The following is an 18,236-nucleotide window of genomic DNA, read 5'->3' as shown; positions in this document are numbered from 1 at the left end:
CTCTCCAGAGGTCTCGGGAACGAGGTCATTCGAAATGGCTGGTTCGCTTGCGTCGGCGCGCCCGCCTGATTTCGGCGATACGGTCGGCGTCGTCCTCGCTGAGATGGCGCCCGCGCTCCAGGATCTCGAGCGTATATTCCTCATAGGTCAGCCCGAGCCGCTCGGCCCGTTCCAGCCGCATCAGCATGACGGCCTGGCTTGGCGCCTTCCAGGCCTTGTCGTGAGCGGCGCGCCAGGCGAGGAAGATATAGGCGTCGCCCTTGCCCCAGGGCGGGCCGTCATAGTCGTCGAGCGGCGGCCCGCCATTATGCGAGCGCTTTGGCCGGCGAGACATCGCAATCAGTCCCTGACCAGCGCCACGAGATACTCCGCCGCATCCGGTCCGGGAGCATGAAAGACACAATCCGAGGGCGCCCCCAGCGCCAGGCAGTCGCCGGGCTCGAGCCTGTGCACCAAATCGCCCTCGGTGAAGTCCAGCCTTCCGTCGATCAGCCATACCTGCTGCTTGATGAAGGTGTAGGATGCGGCGGGAAGGCTGACCTTGGCGCCCGCCGGCAGGCTGACCCTGATCAGTTCGAGCGGCATCCGCGATGCCGGCGACAGATGACGTCTGATGTAACCGGTTGCCGGGTCCTGCCAGACCGGCTGCTCGTCCTTGCGCGAAACGCCGCCGCCCTGCATCTCGGCTCGTGCGATCAGCGTCGACAGCGTTATGCCGAAGGCCGCCGCGATGCGCACTAGGAGCGCCGCGGTCGGACTGGTCGTACCGCGTTCGATGGCGCTCAGCATCGCCTTCGAAACGTCCGAGCGCTCGGCCAATTCGGCCAGCGACCAGCCCCTCACCGTCCTTTCGGAGCGTATTCGTCTGCCGATAGTGGCGCTGATGTCGTTCGATATACCATCCATTCGTCCAATATATCGGAATTCCGCACGCTGGGAAGAGGTTGTTCGATCGAATTGTCGCGGCTGGCTTAACGCTGCCTACACCATTCGACCTCACCTGACTTTAACCCCGATTGGATAGGGTTGCCGCTCCAGGGGAATGGGACCACGGCATTATGTTTGTTGAACGCGAAGCCTCCGTTGGCGAACCGACTTCGCAGGAGCGCCGCAACATCCAGCAGAACGACAAGCGGATTCTGGGCAATGTCGTGCAATGCGACGGCGCGCGCGCCACCATCAGCGCCCATGCGGAAGACACCGAAGGCGCGGTCACCGGCCTCTGGACCGTCGGCAAGATGATCTCCATCAATCTCGGTTCGACACGAACGGTCGGCCTTGTCTATGCCATCGGCAAATCGGACCTTGCCTGGAACCACGAAGGGCAGAACCCGATCGAGGTCAGCGTCGAACTGGTCGGCGAGGTACGCGACGGCGCCGAGCCCGGCGCCAAGCCGGTGTTCGACCGCGGCATCACCACTTATCCGCATATCGGCGCCATTGCCCACAGCATCCGCAGCCGCGACCTGCAGGCGGTCTACGATCTGGCCGGGCGCCATTCGGTGACCATCGGCACGCTGTCGCAGGATGAGTCGATCGATGCCCACATCGCCATCGACGACACGCTGGCGCGTCATTTCGCCATCGTCGGCACCACCGGCGTCGGCAAATCGACGGCGGTGTCGCTGCTGTTGCGCAAAACGATCGAGGCGCGTCCCGACCTGCGCGTGCTCATCCTCGACCCGCACAACGAGTTCGCCGGCTCACTGCCGGAATATTGCGTCAAGGTCGATTCCAAGACACTCGACCTGCCGTTCTGGATGTTCAGGCTGGAGGAATTCGCCGAAGTGCTGTTTCGCGGCCGCGAGACGGTGCCCGAGGAAGTGGATGTCCTGCGCGACCTGATCCCGGCCGCCAAGAACCTTTATCGCAACCCGAATTCCGGCACCTATGTCAGGCGCGGCAGCGACGCGCTGACGGCGGACACGCCGGTGCCCTACCGCATGGCCGATCTCATCAAGCAGATCGACGAGCGCATGGGCCTGCTCGAAAGCAAGAATGACCGCCCGATCTTGAAGTCGCTGAAAACGCGCATCGAGTCGGCGGCGGCCGACCCGCGCTACCGCTTCATGTTCAATTCGCGGCTGATCGAGGACACCATCCACGAAACGATCGGCAACATTTTCCGCGTCCCCAGCCATGGCCGCCCGGTCACCTGCTTCGAGATGGCGGGCATGCCTTCGGAAGTCGTCAATTCGGTCTGCTCGGTGCTGGCGCGCCTGGCCTTCGACCTGGCCTTGTGGAGCGAGGGCCGGCTGAGGCTGCTCCTGCTTTGCGAGGAAGCCCACCGCTATATGCCGGCCGATCCGCGTCTCGGCTTCGCGCCGACCCGCCACGCGCTGTCGCGTATCGCCAAGGAAGGCCGCAAATATGGCTGTTATCTCGGTGTCGTCACCCAGCGCCCGGGCGAGCTCGACCCGACCATCCTGTCGCAATGCTCTACCTTTTTCGCCATGCGCCTCGCAAACGAGCAGGACCAGGCGATCATCCGCTCGGCGATCGCCGACTCCTCGGCCTCGACGCTGGCTTTCCTGTCCTCGATGGGGCAACGCGAAGCCATCGCTTTCGGCGAAGGCGTGGCGACGACCATGCGGCTGAAATTCGAGAAGCTGCCGCAACAATTCATCCCCGGCACCGCGAAAGGCGAGCAGGTCGAGCCCTCCGTGGATGGCAGCGACGTCGATCTGGCCATGATCGTCGAGCGGCTTCGCAACGTGCCGAAGCCGCAGCAGTCCATGGCTTTCGCCGAGACCGTGGATTCGACCCGCCAGGCCGGCGACCCGGACTACAAGAAGCCGGCCACCGGCGCTTCCCGCGTCCAGCCCGACGACGACTTCGACACTCGCTACGGCCTGAAGCCCTCGACCTTCGGCATGCGCCAGCTCAACGACTGAGTTTCCGCTCTGCCTGAAGCCCCGCTTGAATGGGTAAATCTCGTCAGGAAATTCGTCAGGCTGAGTCGGCTGGAGCCGTTTTCGAGAACCGGAGCGGAGCGGACATTTGGGTCCGTGAGCACCGGAAGCGCAGAAAGCGCCTCCAGACGGCCAGCCTCACGAATTTGATGATGAGATTTTAGGCGCAGACGCGGTTGCGGCCTTGCTTCTTCGCCTCATAGAGCTGGCGGTCGGCGCGGCGGTAGAAATCCTCCGCGCTCTCCTTGTGGTCCCAGACGGCAAGGCCGACGCTGGTGGTGACCTTCAGCCGCACATTGCCCGACATGATCGACATGTTGGCGATCGCCTTGCGGATGCGTTCGGCGAACCTGGCGAGCAATTCGACATCCATATTGGGGGTGACGACGGCAAACTCCTCGCCGCCCAGCCGCGCCACCACATCGTGATAACGCGTCATGCCCCTCAGACACGCGGCGACGGCCCTCAACACCTCGTCGCCGACGTCATGGCCATGCGTGTCGTTGACCTGTTTGAAATGATCGAGATCGAGGATCATCAGTCCGACCGGCCTGTCGATGCGGCGAAACTCGTGGAGATATTCGCGCAGCGCATCATCGAAATAGCGACGGTTCTGCATTCCGGTAAGACCATCGGTGAGCGCCGCCTGCTCGAGCGTCTGCGAACGGGCGCTGAGCGAAACCGTCATGGCCCTGAGCTTGCCCTCTTCCCGCACCTGGCCGCGGATCAGCGGGTAGATGAAGAAGGTGCCGAAGAACAGCGCGGTCGCCAGCAGCGCCCCGGTGACGAACAGCAGTTTGTTGAGATAGACGATTTTGTCGACGCGCGATGCGGTATCGAGGTCGGCGGCGATGTCCTGCAATTGGCCATAGGCGTGGAAGGTCACCAGGCCTGCGGCCAGGATCACGAAAATAAAGACAAAAAATGCGGATTCCGCCTTATGGAAACGCATCTACTCCCCGCGGCACTACAAGCCTTGAGGTTATGGCATGGTGGACCTTACGGACAGTTAACCCGGACAACCTTGGCGAGAATTAGAGCCAGGGATTTTAAGGTGCTGATTGAAAAAGCTTTTCGTCAGTCCGGGAGCGCCGGTTCGTCGCCCGGCCGCAGCCTGCGCCACTCCGCGCCCAGCTGGTGTCTGAACCAGGTCGACTGGCGCTTGGCATACTGCCGGGTCGCGATCTTTGCGCGTTCGATCGCTTCGGGAAAACCCGACTGTCCGGCCATTGCCGCTTGCAGCTCGCGCACGCCAATCGCTTTCATCGCCGGCAGATCCGCGTCGAGGCCGAGCGCGATGAGCCGGCGCACTTCGTCGAGCGCGCCTTTGTCGAGCATCTGGTCGAAACGCGCCTCGATGCGCCGCACCAGTTGCTGCCGGTCCGGCTCGATGACCAGGAAACGCGCGCTGTCGCGATCGATCAGCGGCCGGCCGCGCGCCGCCTGCCATTCCAGGATCGAGCGCCCCGAAGCGTCGAGCACCTCGAGTGCCCGCACGATACGCTGGCCATCGGTCGGCCTGAGCTGCATGGCGACGGTCGAATCCTCACGCATCAGCAGGCGATGCAGCCTTTCGGCCCCTTGTTCCTTGAGCTCGTAGCGCCAGCGCTCGCGGACGGAGGCCGGAATATCCGGCATGTCCGAGATGCCTTCGGCCAGCGCGCGGAAATAGAGCCCGGTGCCGCCGACGAAAACGACCGGTCGGCCCGACAGCACGCCGTCTTCTATCAGCTTCGTGACGTCGCGCAGCCAGGCGCCAGTGGAATAGGCCGTGGAGGGATGGACATGGCCGTAAAGGAAATGCGGCGCGCGTGCCATTTCGGCGGCGCTCGGCCGCGCCGTCAGGACATCGAGCACCGAATAGCCCTGCATGGAATCGGTGTTGACGATGACGCCGCCGTCGCGTTCGGCGAGATCGAGCGCCAGCGCCGACTTGCCGCTGGCTGTCGGCCCGGCTATCAGGATCGCGTTCTTGACGCGGCCTTCGCCCGCCTGCCTGCCGGAATGTTCGATGCCGCTGATCGCCACTTTAGTATCCCGTCCAGAAGCCCGCGCCGTGCCGGCCTCGCTTGCGAATATGGCCTTGCGGGCCGCCGGCGCAAGCGCCGTTGATTGGCTGGCCGAGGACATCGCCTGCGATCTCGTTTTGCCGCGGACGCCGGATATCGGCGAAATGACCGCCAATCTGCGCGCCGCATTGGCTTCCGAGCCGGTCGATGTCATCGTCCAGCCCGCCGAAGGCAGGCGCAAGAAGATCCTGCTTGCCGATATGGATTCGACCATGATCGACCAGGAATGCATCGACGAGCTTGCCGACGAGATCGGCGTCAAGGATCATGTGGCGGCGATCACCGCGCGCTCGATGAATGGCGAGATCGCGTTTGAGCCCGCCTTGCGCGAACGCGTCGCCTTGCTGAAAGGCCTCGACACAGCCGTGGTCGACCGCATCATCGGCAACCGGCTGACGCTCGCGGCCGGCGGCCGCGCCCTGGTGCAAACGATGCGCGCCAACGGGGCTTGGACGGCGCTGGTCTCCGGCGGCTTCGACGTCTTCACCAGCCGCATCGCCGCCATGCTGGGTTTCCAGGAAAACCGGGCCAACCGACTGATCGAGAAAGACGGCACATTCACCGGCATGGTGGCCGAGCCGATCCTCGGCCGCGCCGCCAAGGCCGAAGCGCTGCTCGATATCGCGGCGCGGCTCGGACTGACGACCGAGGATGCCATCGCCGTCGGCGACGGCGCCAACGACCTCGATATGATCCGCCTTGCCGGCACCGGCGTCGCGCTCCACGCCAAGCCGGCGGTGGCGGAGCAGGCCCGGATCCGCATCGATCATGGCGATCTGACGGCGCTGCTCTATCTCCAGGGCTACCGCCGGGATGAATTCGTCTTGTGAGGTCTCCAATGACGCCGATACGCACCGAGCGTCTCATCCTGCGCAATTGGGAAGAGCGCGACCGCGCGCTTTTCCATCGCATCAACTCCGACGAGCGCGTGATGGAATTCTTCCCGTTCCGCCGCGACCGTGCCGCGGCGGATGCCAAGATGGACGAGGTCCGCGCCTGGATCGATGAGGATGGCTACGGCTTCGCCGCGGCCGAGATTGCCGCGACCGGCGAATGCATCGGCTTTGTCGGTTTGTCCGGAACGGAAGACATCGACGTGCTGGCGCCCGGCACCATCGAGATCGGCTGGCGGCTGGCACCCGAATTCTGGGGCAAGGGCTACGTCACCGAGGCGTCGGAAGCTTGGCTCGCCTATGGCTTCGGAACGCTTGGCGTCGGCGAAATCGTGTCGTTCGCGGTTGCTGACAATCATCGCTCCATCGCTGTCATGAAGCGGCTCGGCATGCGAGTCGATCCCGCCGCCGATTTCGACCATCCCGCCGTCCCCGATAGCCATCCGCATCTCAAGCGGCATGTCATGTACAGGCTGTCGCGCGAGGATTGGCAGGCACGGCGTATCTGATCAATGCCTCTCAGAAGGACGTTCGTCTCCGGACTGTGGCGGACCATCCGGGACCTGATCGAGAATCCTGGCAAAATCCGCGCCGGATGCATTGCCCGCCCGTCGGCGTAGGAAATCGGCCGCAGTCTCCATAGCACCGATCTTTTCTGCCACGGCCGAGGCGATCCACTGATTGAGCGAGACACCGTCCGCTTTTGCCAGGCGCGCCGCCGCTTCCTTGACCGAGAGGGGCAGCTTCAAAGGATATGTTGCCTTGCTCATGTTCGTGTTCCTTCCAGCAACTCGGCCGGGCTAGCAAGCCGGACTCAATCCATCCGGATCGTCACGAAGCGCAGTTCGCCGGTCTTCGAAGCCAGCATCAAGAGCGCGTTCTTGCGGCCTTGCTCCTTCAGCGCGCCGATCCGGTCCATCACGTCCTTCGGCGTGCCGACCGATTCCTGCGCGATCTCGGTGATCACCTCGCCAGGCTGGATGCCGCGCTCGGCCGCCGCCGAATTCTTGGCGACATCGGTGATGACCACGCCGGACACGTCGGCCGCGATGCCGAACTTCTGCCGCGTCTGGTCATTGAGCTCGCCGACCGTCATGCCGAGCACCGAAGCCGTCGATACCGGAGGCGTCGCCTTGTCGCCCTTGTCCTGGTCGGTGTTGCCGTTCTCGCCGCTGGCCAGCTTCTCACTGTCCTCGAGCCGTCCGAGCGTCACCTTGACGGTCTGCTCGACGCCCTTGCGCACGATGACGACGTCGACCGCCTTGCCGACCGGGCTTTCGGCCACGACACGCGGCAGGTCGCGCATTTCGTGGATGTCCTTGCCGTCGAACTTGATGATGACGTCGCCGGCCTGCACCGAACCGTTGTCGACCGGCCCGCCCTTGATGACGCCGGCCACCAGCGCACCCTTGGCGGTTGCCATGCCGAGGCTTTCGGCGATGTCGTCCGTCACCGGCTGGATGCGCACGCCGAGCCAGCCGCGCCGCGTCTCGCCATACTGGCGAAGCTGGTCGACGACGCCGGCGGCAAGCTGCGAGGGGATGGAGAAACCGATGCCGATCGACCCGCCCGACGGCGAGATGATCGCCGTGTTGATGCCGATGACTTCGCCCTCGGCGTCGAACAGCGGGCCGCCGGAATTGCCGCGGTTGATGGCGGCGTCGGTCTGGATGAAATCGTCATAGGGGCCGGAATTGATGTCGCGGTTGCGCGCCGAGACGATGCCGACCGTGACCGTGCCGCCCAGGCCGAACGGATTGCCGATCGCCATCACCCAGTCGCCGACGCGCATCTTGGTGGAATCGCCGAATTTCACCGCCGTCAGCTTGTGGCCCTTGGGGTCGACCTTCAGCACCGCGACATCGGTCTTGGTGTCGGTGCCGACCAGCGTCGCCTTCAGCGTGATGCCGTCGGAGAAATTGACCTCGATATCGTCGGCATCGGCGATGACATGGTTGTTGGTCACGACGATGCCCTGCTCGGCGTCGATGACGAAGCCGGAGCCGAGCGACTGCACTTTCTGCGCGGCACCGCCCTTGTCGCCGCCACGGTTCTTGAAGAAATCGTCGAAGAAGTCCTGGAACGGCGAGCCCTCTGGCAGCTGCGGCATCGGCACCGCGCCCGGCCCTTCCGTGCCTTTCACCGTTTGCGAAGTCGAGATGTTGACCACCGCGCCAAGCAGGCGCTCGGCCAGATCGGCGACCGAAGGCGGACCGTCGGAGGCGATCGTCGGCGTGACGAAGGACGGAACGGCAACGATGCCGACTGCGAATGCCGTGGCGCCGGCGAAGAAGGTGCGCCGCGCCGCGCGCAACAGGGTGTCGGATATCATCGTGGCCTCCCGGTGTTTCAGAAAAGGAACGACGCATCCGCAAAGGCGCCTGTCCGATTCATGTTGGCAAGAAATAAGGCACGTTTGCGGCTATAGCTATCGGCGGAAGATAAATCGTCAATCGCTTCGGCACCAAGGAATTTCATCAACCGCGGACCAGCCAGACGATGCCGACGCCGATGGCGATCGCCGCCAGCCCGCCGATCCGCAGCACATTTTCCGGCACCGACAGCACTTCAGTAGCGAGTTTCCGGGCCAAAGCCGGAAACCCTCCATAGACCAGCCCTTCGATCACGAGGACCAGGCCGATTGCCGCCAGAAAATCCTGCACCGCCCGCTACTGGGCGGTGCCAGGTTGCGTTGCAGGTGGTGTCGCAGGCGCGGCAGGTGCCGGCCCGGGCTTGCTGTCCGGATCGCGGAAGTAGCGGAAGAACTCGGATTCGGGCGAGAGCACCATCGTCGTTCCGGTGTTGTCCAACGCCGTGCCGTAGGCGTTCATCGAGCGATAGAAGTCGAAGAAGGCCGGATCGCGCTTGTAGGCGTCGGCGAAGGTCGCGCTGCGCTGCGCCTCGCCCTCGCCGCGCAGGATTTCCGATTCCTTCTGCGCCTCGGCGATGATCTCGACGACCTCGCGGTCGGCTCGCGCCCTGATGCGCTGCGCCGCCTCGTTGCCGCGAGCCCTCAGGCGCTCGGCTTCCGCCAGGCGCTCGGCCTTCATGCGGTCATAGGTCTGCTGCGAGACCTCCGCCGTCAGATCGGTCCGGCGGATGCGCACGTCCTCGATGTCGAGGCCGAGCGAGGTCGCGTCGGGACGAAGCTGATCGCGCACCTCGCGCATCATGTTGCCGCGCTCTTCCGAAAGAGCGGCTTCGAAGTCGCGCAGGCCGTAGACACGGCGCAGCGCCGCGTCGAGACGCGTCCTCAGGCGGGCTTCGGCCAGTTCGACCTGACCGGACACCGCCGCGCGGAAGGTGCGCGGATCCGAGATGCGGTAGGCGATGAAAGCATCGACCTCGTAGAACTTGCCGCCCGAGACCTGGACGCGGATGTTGTCGAGGTCGAAGCGCATCACCCGCTTCTCGACCATTTGCACGCTGTCGGCATCGAAGAAGGCGAACGGCGCCTTGAAGTAGATGCCGGGCTCGCTCTTGACGTCGATGATCTCGCCGAACCTGAGCACGATGGCTTGCTGGCCGGCATTGACCACGAACACCGACGAATAGAGCAGGAACAGAAGGACGGCCGCGATCACGGCGATGATGGGAAGACGGTTGGCCATCACTGGTTACCTCCCGTCGTGACGCCGCCCATAGGGGCCGGCGCCGGCTGTGCTTTCGGCTGCAATGCCGGCAGCGGCAGGTAAGGCAGCACGCCCTGACCGTTGCCCTGTTCGACGACGACCTTGTTCGAGTCCTTCAGGATCTTCTCCATGGTTTCGAGATAAAGGCGCTTGCGCGTGACGTCGGGCGCCTTGGCGTACTCGTTGTAGACGGAGATAAAGCGCTGCGCCTCGCCTTCCGCCTCCTGCACGACGCGGTTCTTGTAGGCGGCGGCGTCCTCGCGGACCTGCGCCGCCTGGCCGCGCGCCTGGCCGAGCTTCTGGTTGGAATACTGGTTGGCCTGCTCGACGAACTTGTCCTCGTCCTGCTCGGCGCGCTGCACCTCGTCGAACGCGTCGGCCACCTCACGCGGTGGTGCCGCGTCCTCGATCGAGACTGCGTTGACCTGGAGACCGGTCTTGTAGCCGTCGAGCGTGCCCTGGATGATCTCGCGCACCCCGGTTGCGATACCCTGGCGGTCGTCGCGGAAGATGTCCTGCGCCGGCCGCCGGCCGACGACTTCGCGCATGGCGCTCTCGGCGACCTGGGTCAGCATGCCGTCGGGATCGGAGACATCGAACAGATAGGCTTTGGGATCGGAGACTTGGTAGGCGACCGAGAACTGCACGTTGACGATGTTCTGGTCGCCCGAGAGCATCAGCCCGGAGCCGCTGCTCGAGCCGCCGCCGATGCTGACGAGCTGCTCGGAGATCTTGGCGGTCTCGACCGTTTCGATCGGCCACCAGTGGAAATGCAGGCCTGGCTGCGAAAGCTCGGTCTTCGGCTGGCCGAAGCGCAGTTCGACCGCAACTTCGTCGGGCTGCACGGTGTAGATCGCCTTGAAGGCCCACAGCACGATGAGGGCCAGCGCGATCAGCCCAAGCACGGCCGGGCTAGCGCCGCCGCCTCCCGGAAGCGCGCGCCGCAGCCTGTCCTGGCCGCGGCGGATGATATCCTCAAGATCGGGGGGCGAACCCTGCGGGCCGCTTGGCCCTTTCGGTCCCTGCCCCCAGGGCCCCTGATTGCCGCCGCCGCCCCATGGGCCGCCGCCACCGCTCTTGTCGTTCCAGGGCATGAATGTCCTTTCGCTCCGGTTCCCTCAGGCCTTGCGGCGCAATCCTAACGCATGACCCGGAAAACCCATATCGGTTTTCGAAAAGGAATCATGCGCCAAAATCAAAGTATTACGTCGGCCTCTTGCGCGTATGGTTGGACGCTGTACCGCTGCAACATCGTTCTTCTATAGGGACGCCTTGACCCGCTTTCAACGCGATGTGTCATCGTCTCCGTGCGATTTGGATCGGTAGCGACCCTTTGTCGTCGTCAACGATCGTCGCGTCGGCGCTCGTAAACCGTGTAACGCGTGGCGTGGCTGTCCTTCTCGCCGGCGGGAAAATCCTCGGCGCTGACGACTTGCCAGACATTTGGGTCGATCGGCGGGAAATGCGCGTCGCCATCGACGCTGGCCAGCACATGCGTCACATGCAGCCGGTCGGCGAGCGGCAAAGCCTGGGCGTAGATCTCGCCGCCACCGACCACGCAGATCTCCTGCGCGCCCGCCATGCAGCGGCCGCGCACCCCGGCCAGCGCGATCGCGTCATCCAGCGAGTGGGCCACCTCGATGCCCTCGGCCCGCCAGGTTTTGTCGCGCGTCACCACGATGTTGAGACGGCCGGGCAGCGGCCGGCCGATGCCTTCATAGGTCTTGCGGCCCATGATGATCGGCTTGCCCATCGTGTCGGCCTTGAACCGCTTGAGATCGGTGGAAAGCCGCCACGGCAGGCCGCCTTCGCGGCCGATCACGCCGTTTTCGGCGATGGCGACATAGATCGCGATGTCCATCAGCCGCCATTCCCGCCATTATCCGACGGCTCCAGCAGCAGGATGTCGATGTCGTGCTCGGGATAGAAATCCTTCGCGGTGATCTCGAACGTCGTCGGTCCGACCTTTTTGACATTGTCGCCGCAGAAGGAGACGAGGTTTTTGGGGCTGCCCTTGTCGATCGTCAGCTTGAAGTTACCGATATTGCCGGAGGCCCAATTACCCCCCGTGGTCAGGATGTAGGCGATGCGGCTCTCGTAATATTTCGGATAACCATCCGGATTTGCCTTGGCCGCCTTGCGCACCGCATTCTCGAATGCGCCGTCCATGCAATAGCGGGTCTTGTAGGCCGCATACTGGCCCTGGAACTGGCCGTCGGAGAAGAAACTGACCGAGGAAGTGCCGCCGACGCTGGGCTTATAGCGATGCGAAACATGGACTTCCTTGTTGGCCGGGAAGGTCGAGCGCCACCAATAGGTCGAGCGCAATTGCCAGAACGGCGCATAGGCGGTTTTCATGCCCGAGCCGTCATCGGCGGTATCCTCGATGACGATGCCACGGTTTTCCCAATCCTCGGCGACATCCTTGGGCAGCTTCGCCAGCGCCGCCTTGGCGGCGTCGCCGAACGGATAGAGCGGTACGTTCTGCGCCTTGAGGTCCGCGGTGATGTCGATGCCGAGCGCAAACGCCCTTTGCTCGAGCTGCGGCTTCGCGTCGACGCCGTCGATCGTCACCTCGAAGCCGAGGAAATTGTCGCTCTCTGCTTCCGGGATCGCCGGCATCTCGTTCGGATCGCCCTCGATGTCGGGCATCGGGAACGCGACGATGGAGCTGACATCCTTGTCGGTGTTGTTGCGGAACACATAGTCGACCGCCACCTTCTCCGGCGAGATGAAAAGATCCTCGCTCTGCATGGCGACGGCGTCGCTGCGCGACAGGATCAGGCCGCCGGTGCCGAGCTCGGCGACGGAATCATTGGCGAAGGCCGGAGCGGCCATGATTGCCAGCGCTGCGGTCAGTACGGTGCGTAACATGGACCCCTCCTCGACGGCGATACCGGGCGTCTTTTCATCTACCGTTTCAGTGCGCCGTTTCAAAGCCCTTCGTCATCGGGCATCGGGACTTCTGGACACCGCGCCATCGATCGGGCAGGAGAGCGCCATGCGCAAGCTTCTCGTCATCGGCATCGGCGCCGGCAATCCCGACCACATGACTGTACAGGCCATCAACGGCCTGAACCGCGCCGACGCGCTGTTCATTCCCGACAAGGGAACGAAGAAGAACGATCTTGCTGATTTGCGTCGGCAGATATGCGACCGCTTCGTCACCAATCCGAAATCGCGCCGGGTCGAGTTCGATGTACCGGTCCGGGCCGAACCGACATCGTCTTACCGGGCAACCGTCGACGACTGGCACGAGGCGATCGCCGAGATCTATGAGGCGTTGATCCGCGACGAGCTTGCCGACGACGGTTGCGGTGCGTTCCTGATCTGGGGCGATCCGTCGCTCTATGACAGCGCGCTGCGTATCCTCGAACGCGTTCGCCTCAGAGGCAATGTCGGTTTCGAGCTCGAAGTCATCCCCGGCATCACCGCGATCCAGGCGCTGGCCGCCGCCCACGCGACCGCGCTCAATCGCATCGGCGATTCGATCCTGGTCACCACCGGCCGGCGGCTGACCGAGGAAGGCCTGGCCGCCAATGCCGGCTCGACCGTGGTCATGCTCGACGGCAAATGCGCCTTCAACACGCTGGCGGACCGAGACGTCCTCATCCAGTGGGGCGCCTACCTCGGCACGCCGGACGAGATCGTCATTTCCGGCCGGCTGGGCGATGTCAGCGCCGAAATCGAAAGGGTTCGCGAGGAAGCCCGGCGAAAGAAGGGCTGGATCATGGACACCTACCTGCTGAGGAAGCCAGGGGATTAGGCAGTAGGCAGTAGGCAGTAGGCAGTAGGGAATAGGCAGTAAGATAATGGAGGCGATAGGGGCCTCGATTTCGAGCATCCAGGACACCATACCCCTACTGCCTACTGCCTACTGCCTACTGCCTACTGCCTACTGCCTACTGCCTACTGCCTACTGCCTACTGCCTTGCCTTATCCCGCATCGATCTCCGCCTGCAGGGCCTGCATATGGACTGCGGCGGCCGATGAAGCGGCTCGCTCTATGGCGCGAAACCGGCTGACGACCGCCAAACCCACCGACGTCAGTTGCGCGCCGCCGCCTTTGCGGCCGCCGGTCTGCGCCGCGACCAGCGGCTTGCCGAACACGCGGTTCATGTCTTCGACCAGATCCCAGGCATGCTTGTAGGACATCTCCATGCCGCGTGCCGCGGCCGAGATCGAGCCGAAGGCGGCGATCTGCTCCAGAAGTTCGATCTTGCCCGGGCCGATTCGGCCGTCGGGGTCGAGATTTATCCGCAGGCTGAGCGACGGCATTTCATCTCCTCGGCTTCCACGGCACGACAATAGTCTCTATGCGAAGCAAGCGCTATTCCAAATATACATAGCGACATGATCGAGATCCTCAAACGTCGGCTTCGGCCGGCAGGCCGGCGCCGGTGTTTGCGCGATCGAAGCTCACCGTTTTGATGACCGCGAAGACCTCGCTTCCCAGCTTGAGACCAAGCGCCTGCCGCGATTGTTCCGTGATCCGCGCGATCACAACCGCGCCGTGGCAATCGATGCCGATTTCGACCTCTGGCCCCTCGCCGGGCTTCATGCTGACGATTGTTCCCTCCAGGATATTGAGCGCGCTGAGTCCGGCGGGTTTCTCGATGGCGACCATCACGTCGCGGGCGCGGACGCGTATGCGAACCGAAGCACCGGCCGGCCGCGCCAGTTTCGGCACGCGGATCTCGCCGGCCTGCGAGGCAAGCACCGTCATGCCGAAAGCCTCGTCGTGGCGCAGGACCTTGGTATCGAGCACGGCACCACCCTCGCCGCGTTCCTCCGCCGGCAACAGGTCGAGCCGCCGCATGATCGCCTCTGTCGGGCCCGCGGCCGCAACCTTGCCCTGCGAAAGCACCATGACGTCGCTCGCCAGCCGCGCCACCTCGGCGACGGAATGGCTGACATAGACGATCGGGATCTTCGTCTCGTCGCGCAACCGCTCGATATAGGGAAGGATCTCGGCCTTGCGCGCCTCGTCGAGCGAGGCGAGCGGTTCGTCCATCAGAAGCATTTTCGGGCTGGTAAGCAGCGCGCGGCCGATCGCGATCCGCTGCCTTTCGCCGCCCGACAGTTTCGCCGGCCGCCGGTCGAGCAGGCGACCGATGCCGAGCAGGTCGACCACCGCATCCATCTTGGCGTAGCGCTCGGAAGCCGGCGTGAACCAGCGGCCGTAGCGCAGATTGCCGGCGACGCTCATATGCGGGAACAGCCGCGCGTCCTGGAACACCATGCCGATCCGCCGCTTGTGCATCGGCACGAAGATGCGCGCGGCGGTGTCGACCAGCACCTTGCCGTCGACCGAGATACGGCCTTTGTCCGGACGGATCAGGCCCGCGATCAGATTGATCAGCGTCGACTTGCCCGAACCGGACGGCCCGAACAGCGCCGTCAGCCGGCCGGCGCTCTCGAAACGCGCCTCCACGGCGAAATCGCCGAGGCGATGCTGGATATCGACGGAGAGCGTCATTCGATGTCCATTCGCCGGCCGACCCGCCGCGCCAACACTTCCGAAGCGACCAGCGCGACCATCGAGATGACGATCGAGATCAGCGTCAGCCTGAGCGCCCCTTCATCGCCGCCCGGCACCTGTGTGAAGGTGTAGATCGCCGAGGGCAGCGTCTGCGTTTCGTTGGGGATGTTGGAGACGAAGGTGATGGTGGCGCCGAATTCGCCCATCGCCTTGGCGAAGGAAAGGACCGCACCTGCGATCAGGCCGGGCAGGATCAGCGGCAGCGTGATGGTGGCGAACACCCAGAACGGATTGGCGCCGAGCGTGCCGGCCGCCGCCTCGATTCTGCGGTCGACAGCCTCGATCGAGAGCCGGATGGCCCGCACCATCAGCGGAAAGCCCATCACCCCGCAGGCCAATGCCGCGCCCGTCCAGCGGAACGAGAAGACGATGCCGAAATGCTCGGCAAGGAAGGCGCCGGCCGGGCCACGCCGGCCGAAGGTGAGCAAGAGCAGATAGCCGGTCACCACCGGCGGCAGGATCAGCGGCAGATGCACCAGCCCGTTGAGCAGGGTCTTGCCCCAGAAACGCCCCCGCGCGAGCAGGAGCGCGAGCAGGATGCCGGGCGGCAGGCTGGCGAGCATCGCCACCGTAGCCACCTTGATCGACAGCCGGACCGCATTCCATTCGTCGGGAGTGAGGTCCAACAGCCAATTCATAGCTATGTCTGCGAGGTCTTTCTCAGTTGCTCGGCGCGAGCACCGTAAAACCCTGCTCCTTGAAGAGCTCGGCGGCCTTGGCCGACTCGACGCATTTCAGGAAGGCAGCCGTATCCTTGTCCTTCGAATCCGCGGTCTGGGCAATCGGGTAGACGATCGGCGGATGCGAATCTTCCGGGAAGTTACCGACGACCTTGACGCCCTTTTCGGCATGCGCGTCGGTGGCATAGACGATGCCCAGCGCCGCCTCGCCCGTCGACACCAGCTTCAGCGCGGCGCGCACATTCTCGGCCTGCGCGACCTTGCCTTCGACCGACGACCAGACGCCCAGCGATTCCAGCGCCGCCTTGCCGTATTTGCCGGCGGGCACGGCCTTGAAATCGCCCATGGCAAGCTTGCCGTCGCCGATCAGCTTGGCAAGGTCAAAGCCCTTCTCGACCTTGGTCTCGACCGTGGAATCCTTCGGCGCCACCAGCACGATCTGGTTGCCGAGCAGCTTCACTTCGGTATCCGGCTTGGTCAGCTTCTTGTCGGAGAGATACTTCATCCAGTCGAGGTCGGCCGAGACGAAAACGTCGGCCGGCGCGCCGCCTTCGATCTGCTTGGCCAAGGCCGAGCTCGCCGCGTAGGAAATGGTGGCGGCTTCGCCGACTTCCGGCTCGCAGGCCTTGTCGACCGCGTCGAGCGCGTCCTTGAGGCTAGCCGCGGCAAATACGATCACCTTGTCGTCGGCATGGGCCGCCGGTACCGCCGCCATCAGCATTGTCGCCAGACCGCCAATAGCTGCCGCCTTCAACCCAAAACCCTTGCCCGTCATGGAATCTCTCCCTGGTTTCAAAATCCGTACAGCGCAAAGCCTCGCATCGATATATCCGCATGAACATAACAAGGGAAGGCTTTTCGCCTGCCATGATGTTGTGCGCCGGCGTGGTCTCGGCCTGCGATGAATGCGAAACGGAACGGCGAAGCTTTAAGGAGAGACGCATGAAGATCAGCGCCCGCAACATCCTCAAGGGTAAGGTCACCGAGATCGTCAAGGGAGCCACCACCTCGCATGTCAGGATCGACATCGGCGGCGGCGTCATCGTCACCGCCTCGATCACCAACGAAGAGGTCGCCGACCTCGCGCTCGAAAAAGGCAAGCAGGCCTATGCGGTGATCAAGGCCTCGGACGTCATGGTCGGCATCGACTGAGCCGAAGGCTGGCTCATACGGCGATCGGCGCCTTGATGCTCGCATCCGCGAAATAGTTCTCGAGCCGGAAATCCTCGAAGCGGAAGGCGAAGAGGTCTTTCACCTCCGGATTGATCCACATCGTTGGTAAGGCCTTGGGCGTGCGCAGCATCTGCTCCTGCGCCTGCTCGAAATGGTTCGAATAAAGATGCGCGTCGCCCAGTGTGTGGACGAAATCGCCGGGCTTCAGCCCGGTCACCTGCGCCACCATCATGGTGAGCAAGGCATAGGAAGCGATGTTGAATGGCACGCCGAGGAAGATATCGGCCGAGCGTTGGTAAAGCTGGCACGAGAGCCGGCCCTCTGAGACATAGAACTGGAACAGGCAGTGGCAGGGCGGCAGCGCCATCGCCTCGACTTCGGCCGGGTTCCAGGCCGAGACGATCAGCCGGCGCGAGTTAGGATTCTTGCGCATCTCCTTCAAAAGGCCCGCGATCTGGTCGATCTCGCCGCCATGCCCGTCCGGCCATGAGCGCCATTGCTTGCCGTAGACCGGTCCAAGATCGCCGTTCTCATCGGCCCATTCGTCCCAGATGGTGACGCCATGGTCGTTGAGATATTTGATGTTGGTGTCGCCGGCCAGGAACCACAAAAGCTCGTGGATGATCGACTTCAGATGCAGCTTCTTCGTGGTCGTGACCGGAAAGCCGCGCGAAAGGTCGAAGCGCATCTGGTAGCCGAATACCGAGCGCGTGCCTGTTCCGGTGCGGTCGCCGCGGTCGGCGCCGTTCTCCAGCACATGCTTCAAGAGGTCGAGATATTGGCGCATCGGCTCCGCCTCGATTCGGGTAACAGGCAATCATACCCGACCGACAGCCGATCGAACACCGCAAAGCAGGCTACGGATGTGGGTCGCGCCAAAAAACCAACGGCGCCGGCACGGGTTCGTGCCGGCCGCCGGATGGCAGTGCCTTACAGAGAGCCGAGTTTGCCGAGGTCCTTGGCAACCAGATAATAGAAGGTCACGCGGCTCTTGGTGTTGTCGGCGTGCATTGCCTTGCAGGTCTTCTCGATCGACGCATTCGCCTTTGCGGCATCCGCGATGCCGAGCTTCTTGCCGATCCAGTTCTCCCGCACGCGGTCGAGTTCCTTCGGGTCGGTGCAGGACACCAGCGAGGAATCGCGGTTCCTGAGCGCAATGCCCAGATGCTTGACGATCTTATCGACCGCGTCGGCGCTGGCGCCGGCGTCGTATTTCTTCACATCCGCAAGATAGTCGGCCATCAAACTTCCCCTCGTCGGCGCCACCGATCCGATCGGTGAGGGTTGTGGCGCGCTACGCAACCTGTGCGTTAGGTCAGAGACTCCTCACCGGCA

General features: G+C 63.8%; 22 protein-coding genes. 5 read left to right on the top strand and 17 right to left on the bottom strand.

The window, feature by feature from the left end; translation table 11 throughout:
- Positions 1-25: 25 nt before the first annotated feature.
- Positions 26-334 carry a hypothetical protein gene (locus tag FJ424_RS14645; protein ID WP_140655144.1) on the bottom strand — a complete coding sequence of 103 codons (309 nt, stop codon included), beginning with the start codon at positions 332-334 and terminating at the stop codon, positions 26-28.
- A gap of 5 nt (positions 335-339) precedes the next feature.
- The gene (locus FJ424_RS14640; RefSeq protein WP_140655142.1) at positions 340-906 is read right to left on the bottom strand and encodes an XRE family transcriptional regulator; all 567 of its coding nucleotides are present in this window, start codon (positions 904-906) and stop codon (positions 340-342) included.
- 152 nt (positions 907-1,058) lie between these two features.
- Between FJ424_RS14640 and FJ424_RS14635 the strand changes: the two genes are divergently transcribed.
- Positions 1,059-2,894, top strand: coding sequence for an ATP-binding protein (locus FJ424_RS14635; protein ID WP_140655139.1), 1,836 nt, complete (start codon positions 1,059-1,061; stop codon positions 2,892-2,894).
- A gap of 178 nt (positions 2,895-3,072) precedes the next feature.
- On the opposite strand, the gene FJ424_RS14630 is transcribed toward FJ424_RS14635, so the two are convergent.
- Both FJ424_RS14630 and miaA read right to left on the bottom strand, forming a co-directional pair.
- On the bottom strand, positions 3,073-3,864 hold the full coding sequence (locus FJ424_RS14630) for a GGDEF domain-containing protein (RefSeq protein ID WP_140655136.1): 792 nt from the start codon (positions 3,862-3,864) through the stop codon (positions 3,073-3,075).
- A gap of 125 nt (positions 3,865-3,989) precedes the next feature.
- Positions 3,990-4,934, bottom strand: a complete 945-nt coding sequence (gene miaA / locus FJ424_RS14625) for a tRNA (adenosine(37)-N6)-dimethylallyltransferase MiaA (RefSeq protein WP_140655285.1) — start codon at positions 4,932-4,934, stop codon at positions 3,990-3,992.
- On the opposite strand from miaA, the gene serB reads away from it, so the two are divergent.
- On the top strand, positions 4,924-5,811 hold the full coding sequence (gene serB / locus FJ424_RS14620) for a phosphoserine phosphatase SerB (RefSeq protein WP_140655132.1): 888 nt from the start codon (positions 4,924-4,926) through the stop codon (positions 5,809-5,811). The genes miaA and serB overlap by 11 nt on opposite strands.
- A gap of 8 nt (positions 5,812-5,819) precedes the next feature.
- The gene (locus tag FJ424_RS14615; RefSeq protein ID WP_140655129.1) at positions 5,820-6,383 is read left to right on the top strand and encodes a GNAT family N-acetyltransferase; all 564 of its coding nucleotides are present in this window, start codon (positions 5,820-5,822) and stop codon (positions 6,381-6,383) included.
- Here the strand turns inward: FJ424_RS14615 and FJ424_RS14610 are convergent, their stop codons facing one another.
- The 7 genes from FJ424_RS14610 to FJ424_RS14580 all read right to left on the bottom strand — a co-directional run bounded on the left by FJ424_RS14610 (position 6,384) and on the right by FJ424_RS14580 (position 12,380).
- Entirely contained in the window at positions 6,384-6,644 is a 261-nt protein-coding gene (locus tag FJ424_RS14610) for a pilus assembly protein HicB (protein WP_140655126.1), read from the bottom strand.
- Between the two features lie 44 nt (positions 6,645-6,688).
- Positions 6,689-8,206 (bottom strand): DegQ family serine endoprotease, encoded by a 1,518-nt coding sequence (locus tag FJ424_RS14605; protein WP_140644191.1) that lies wholly within the window; start codon positions 8,204-8,206, stop codon positions 6,689-6,691.
- A gap of 145 nt (positions 8,207-8,351) precedes the next feature.
- Positions 8,352-8,537: a DUF2065 domain-containing protein gene (locus tag FJ424_RS14600; RefSeq protein WP_140644189.1), complete on the bottom strand. Its 186-nt coding sequence runs from the start codon at positions 8,535-8,537 to the stop codon at positions 8,352-8,354.
- A 6-nt stretch (positions 8,538-8,543) separates the two neighbouring features.
- Positions 8,544-9,485, bottom strand: a complete 942-nt coding sequence (locus tag FJ424_RS14595) for a protease modulator HflC (RefSeq protein ID WP_140655123.1) — start codon at positions 9,483-9,485, stop codon at positions 8,544-8,546.
- On the bottom strand, positions 9,485-10,600 hold the full coding sequence (gene hflK, locus FJ424_RS14590) for an FtsH protease activity modulator HflK (protein ID WP_140644185.1): 1,116 nt from the start codon (positions 10,598-10,600) through the stop codon (positions 9,485-9,487). Before hflK ends, FJ424_RS14595 begins: the two co-directional genes overlap by 1 nt.
- A gap of 248 nt (positions 10,601-10,848) precedes the next feature.
- Positions 10,849-11,367: a dihydrofolate reductase gene (locus FJ424_RS14585; RefSeq protein WP_140655120.1), complete on the bottom strand. Its 519-nt coding sequence runs from the start codon at positions 11,365-11,367 to the stop codon at positions 10,849-10,851.
- Complete coding sequence (locus FJ424_RS14580) at positions 11,367-12,380, bottom strand: DUF4424 domain-containing protein (RefSeq protein ID WP_140655117.1); 1,014 nt, start codon at positions 12,378-12,380, stop codon at positions 11,367-11,369. Before FJ424_RS14580 ends, FJ424_RS14585 begins: the two co-directional genes overlap by 1 nt.
- Positions 12,381-12,507: 127 nt before the next feature.
- On the opposite strand from FJ424_RS14580, the gene cobF reads away from it, so the two are divergent.
- Positions 12,508-13,272 (top strand): precorrin-6A synthase (deacetylating), encoded by a 765-nt coding sequence (gene cobF / locus FJ424_RS14575; protein ID WP_140655114.1) that lies wholly within the window; start codon positions 12,508-12,510, stop codon positions 13,270-13,272.
- Positions 13,273-13,442: 170 nt separating this feature from the next.
- Here cobF and FJ424_RS14565 read toward each other — a convergent pair whose 3' ends face one another.
- The 4 genes from FJ424_RS14565 to modA all read right to left on the bottom strand — a co-directional run bounded on the left by FJ424_RS14565 (position 13,443) and on the right by modA (position 16,503).
- A complete protein-coding gene (locus FJ424_RS14565; RefSeq protein WP_040982165.1) occupies positions 13,443-13,784 on the bottom strand; it encodes a winged helix-turn-helix domain-containing protein in 342 nt (113 codons plus the stop codon).
- Positions 13,785-13,872: 88 nt separating this feature from the next.
- Positions 13,873-14,985, bottom strand: a complete 1,113-nt coding sequence (modC, locus tag FJ424_RS14560; protein WP_140655111.1) for a molybdenum ABC transporter ATP-binding protein — start codon at positions 14,983-14,985, stop codon at positions 13,873-13,875.
- Positions 14,982-15,686 carry a molybdate ABC transporter permease subunit gene (gene modB / locus FJ424_RS14555; RefSeq protein ID WP_140655107.1) on the bottom strand — a complete coding sequence of 235 codons (705 nt, stop codon included), beginning with the start codon at positions 15,684-15,686 and terminating at the stop codon, positions 14,982-14,984. Before modB ends, modC begins: the two co-directional genes overlap by 4 nt.
- Before the next feature lie 22 nt (positions 15,687-15,708).
- On the bottom strand, positions 15,709-16,503 hold the full coding sequence (modA, locus tag FJ424_RS14550; protein WP_140655103.1) for a molybdate ABC transporter substrate-binding protein: 795 nt from the start codon (positions 16,501-16,503) through the stop codon (positions 15,709-15,711).
- Between the two features lie 167 nt (positions 16,504-16,670).
- Here modA and FJ424_RS14545 point away from each other — a divergent pair, with 167 nt between their 5' ends.
- The gene (locus FJ424_RS14545; RefSeq protein WP_140655100.1) at positions 16,671-16,880 is read left to right on the top strand and encodes a molybdopterin-binding protein; all 210 of its coding nucleotides are present in this window, start codon (positions 16,671-16,673) and stop codon (positions 16,878-16,880) included.
- Positions 16,881-16,893: 13 nt separating this feature from the next.
- Here FJ424_RS14545 and FJ424_RS14540 read toward each other — a convergent pair whose 3' ends face one another.
- Positions 16,894-17,688 carry a thymidylate synthase gene (locus FJ424_RS14540; RefSeq protein WP_140655097.1) on the bottom strand — a complete coding sequence of 265 codons (795 nt, stop codon included), beginning with the start codon at positions 17,686-17,688 and terminating at the stop codon, positions 16,894-16,896.
- A gap of 143 nt (positions 17,689-17,831) precedes the next feature.
- Entirely contained in the window at positions 17,832-18,143 is a 312-nt protein-coding gene (locus FJ424_RS14535) for a DUF2853 family protein (protein WP_140644165.1), read from the bottom strand.
- Positions 18,144-18,236: the final 93 nt, after the last annotated feature.

Source organism: Mesorhizobium sp. B3-1-8 (assembly GCF_006439495.1).
Lineage (GTDB): Bacteria > Pseudomonadota > Alphaproteobacteria > Rhizobiales > Rhizobiaceae > Mesorhizobium.
This window is presented reverse-complemented; position numbering and strand designations above follow the sequence as displayed.

Excerpts from the sequence above, each read along its gene's own strand:
- modC (WP_140655111.1), bottom strand. The coding sequence starts at position 14,985 with ATGACGCTCTCCGTCGATATCCAGCATCGCCTCGGCGATTTCGCCGTG.
- cobF (WP_140655114.1), top strand. The coding sequence starts at position 12,508 with ATGCGCAAGCTTCTCGTCATCGGCATCGGCGCCGGCAATCCCGACCAC.
- FJ424_RS14615 (WP_140655129.1), top strand. The coding sequence starts at position 5,820 with ATGACGCCGATACGCACCGAGCGTCTCATCCTGCGCAATTGGGAAGAG.
- FJ424_RS14605 (WP_140644191.1), bottom strand. The coding sequence starts at position 8,206 with ATGATATCCGACACCCTGTTGCGCGCGGCGCGGCGCACCTTCTTCGCC.
- FJ424_RS14635 (WP_140655139.1), top strand. The coding sequence starts at position 1,059 with ATGTTTGTTGAACGCGAAGCCTCCGTTGGCGAACCGACTTCGCAGGAG.
- FJ424_RS14545 (WP_140655100.1), top strand. The coding sequence starts at position 16,671 with ATGAAGATCAGCGCCCGCAACATCCTCAAGGGTAAGGTCACCGAGATC.
- FJ424_RS14535 (WP_140644165.1), bottom strand. The coding sequence starts at position 18,143 with ATGGCCGACTATCTTGCGGATGTGAAGAAATACGACGCCGGCGCCAGC.
- FJ424_RS14630 (WP_140655136.1), bottom strand. The coding sequence starts at position 3,864 with ATGCGTTTCCATAAGGCGGAATCCGCATTTTTTGTCTTTATTTTCGTG.
- hflK (WP_140644185.1), bottom strand. The coding sequence starts at position 10,600 with ATGCCCTGGAACGACAAGAGCGGTGGCGGCGGCCCATGGGGCGGCGGC.
- FJ424_RS14640 (WP_140655142.1), bottom strand. The coding sequence starts at position 906 with ATGGATGGTATATCGAACGACATCAGCGCCACTATCGGCAGACGAATA.
- modA (WP_140655103.1), bottom strand. The coding sequence starts at position 16,503 with ATGACGGGCAAGGGTTTTGGGTTGAAGGCGGCAGCTATTGGCGGTCTG.
- FJ424_RS14645 (WP_140655144.1), bottom strand. The coding sequence starts at position 334 with ATGTCTCGCCGGCCAAAGCGCTCGCATAATGGCGGGCCGCCGCTCGAC.
- serB (WP_140655132.1), top strand. The coding sequence starts at position 4,924 with ATGCCGCTGATCGCCACTTTAGTATCCCGTCCAGAAGCCCGCGCCGTG.
- modB (WP_140655107.1), bottom strand. The coding sequence starts at position 15,686 with ATGAATTGGCTGTTGGACCTCACTCCCGACGAATGGAATGCGGTCCGG.
- FJ424_RS14540 (WP_140655097.1), bottom strand. The coding sequence starts at position 17,688 with ATGCGCCAATATCTCGACCTCTTGAAGCATGTGCTGGAGAACGGCGCC.
- FJ424_RS14580 (WP_140655117.1), bottom strand. The coding sequence starts at position 12,380 with ATGTTACGCACCGTACTGACCGCAGCGCTGGCAATCATGGCCGCTCCG.
- FJ424_RS14585 (WP_140655120.1), bottom strand. The coding sequence starts at position 11,367 with ATGGACATCGCGATCTATGTCGCCATCGCCGAAAACGGCGTGATCGGC.
- FJ424_RS14565 (WP_040982165.1), bottom strand. The coding sequence starts at position 13,784 with ATGCCGTCGCTCAGCCTGCGGATAAATCTCGACCCCGACGGCCGAATC.
- FJ424_RS14595 (WP_140655123.1), bottom strand. The coding sequence starts at position 9,485 with ATGGCCAACCGTCTTCCCATCATCGCCGTGATCGCGGCCGTCCTTCTG.
- FJ424_RS14610 (WP_140655126.1), bottom strand. The coding sequence starts at position 6,644 with ATGAGCAAGGCAACATATCCTTTGAAGCTGCCCCTCTCGGTCAAGGAA.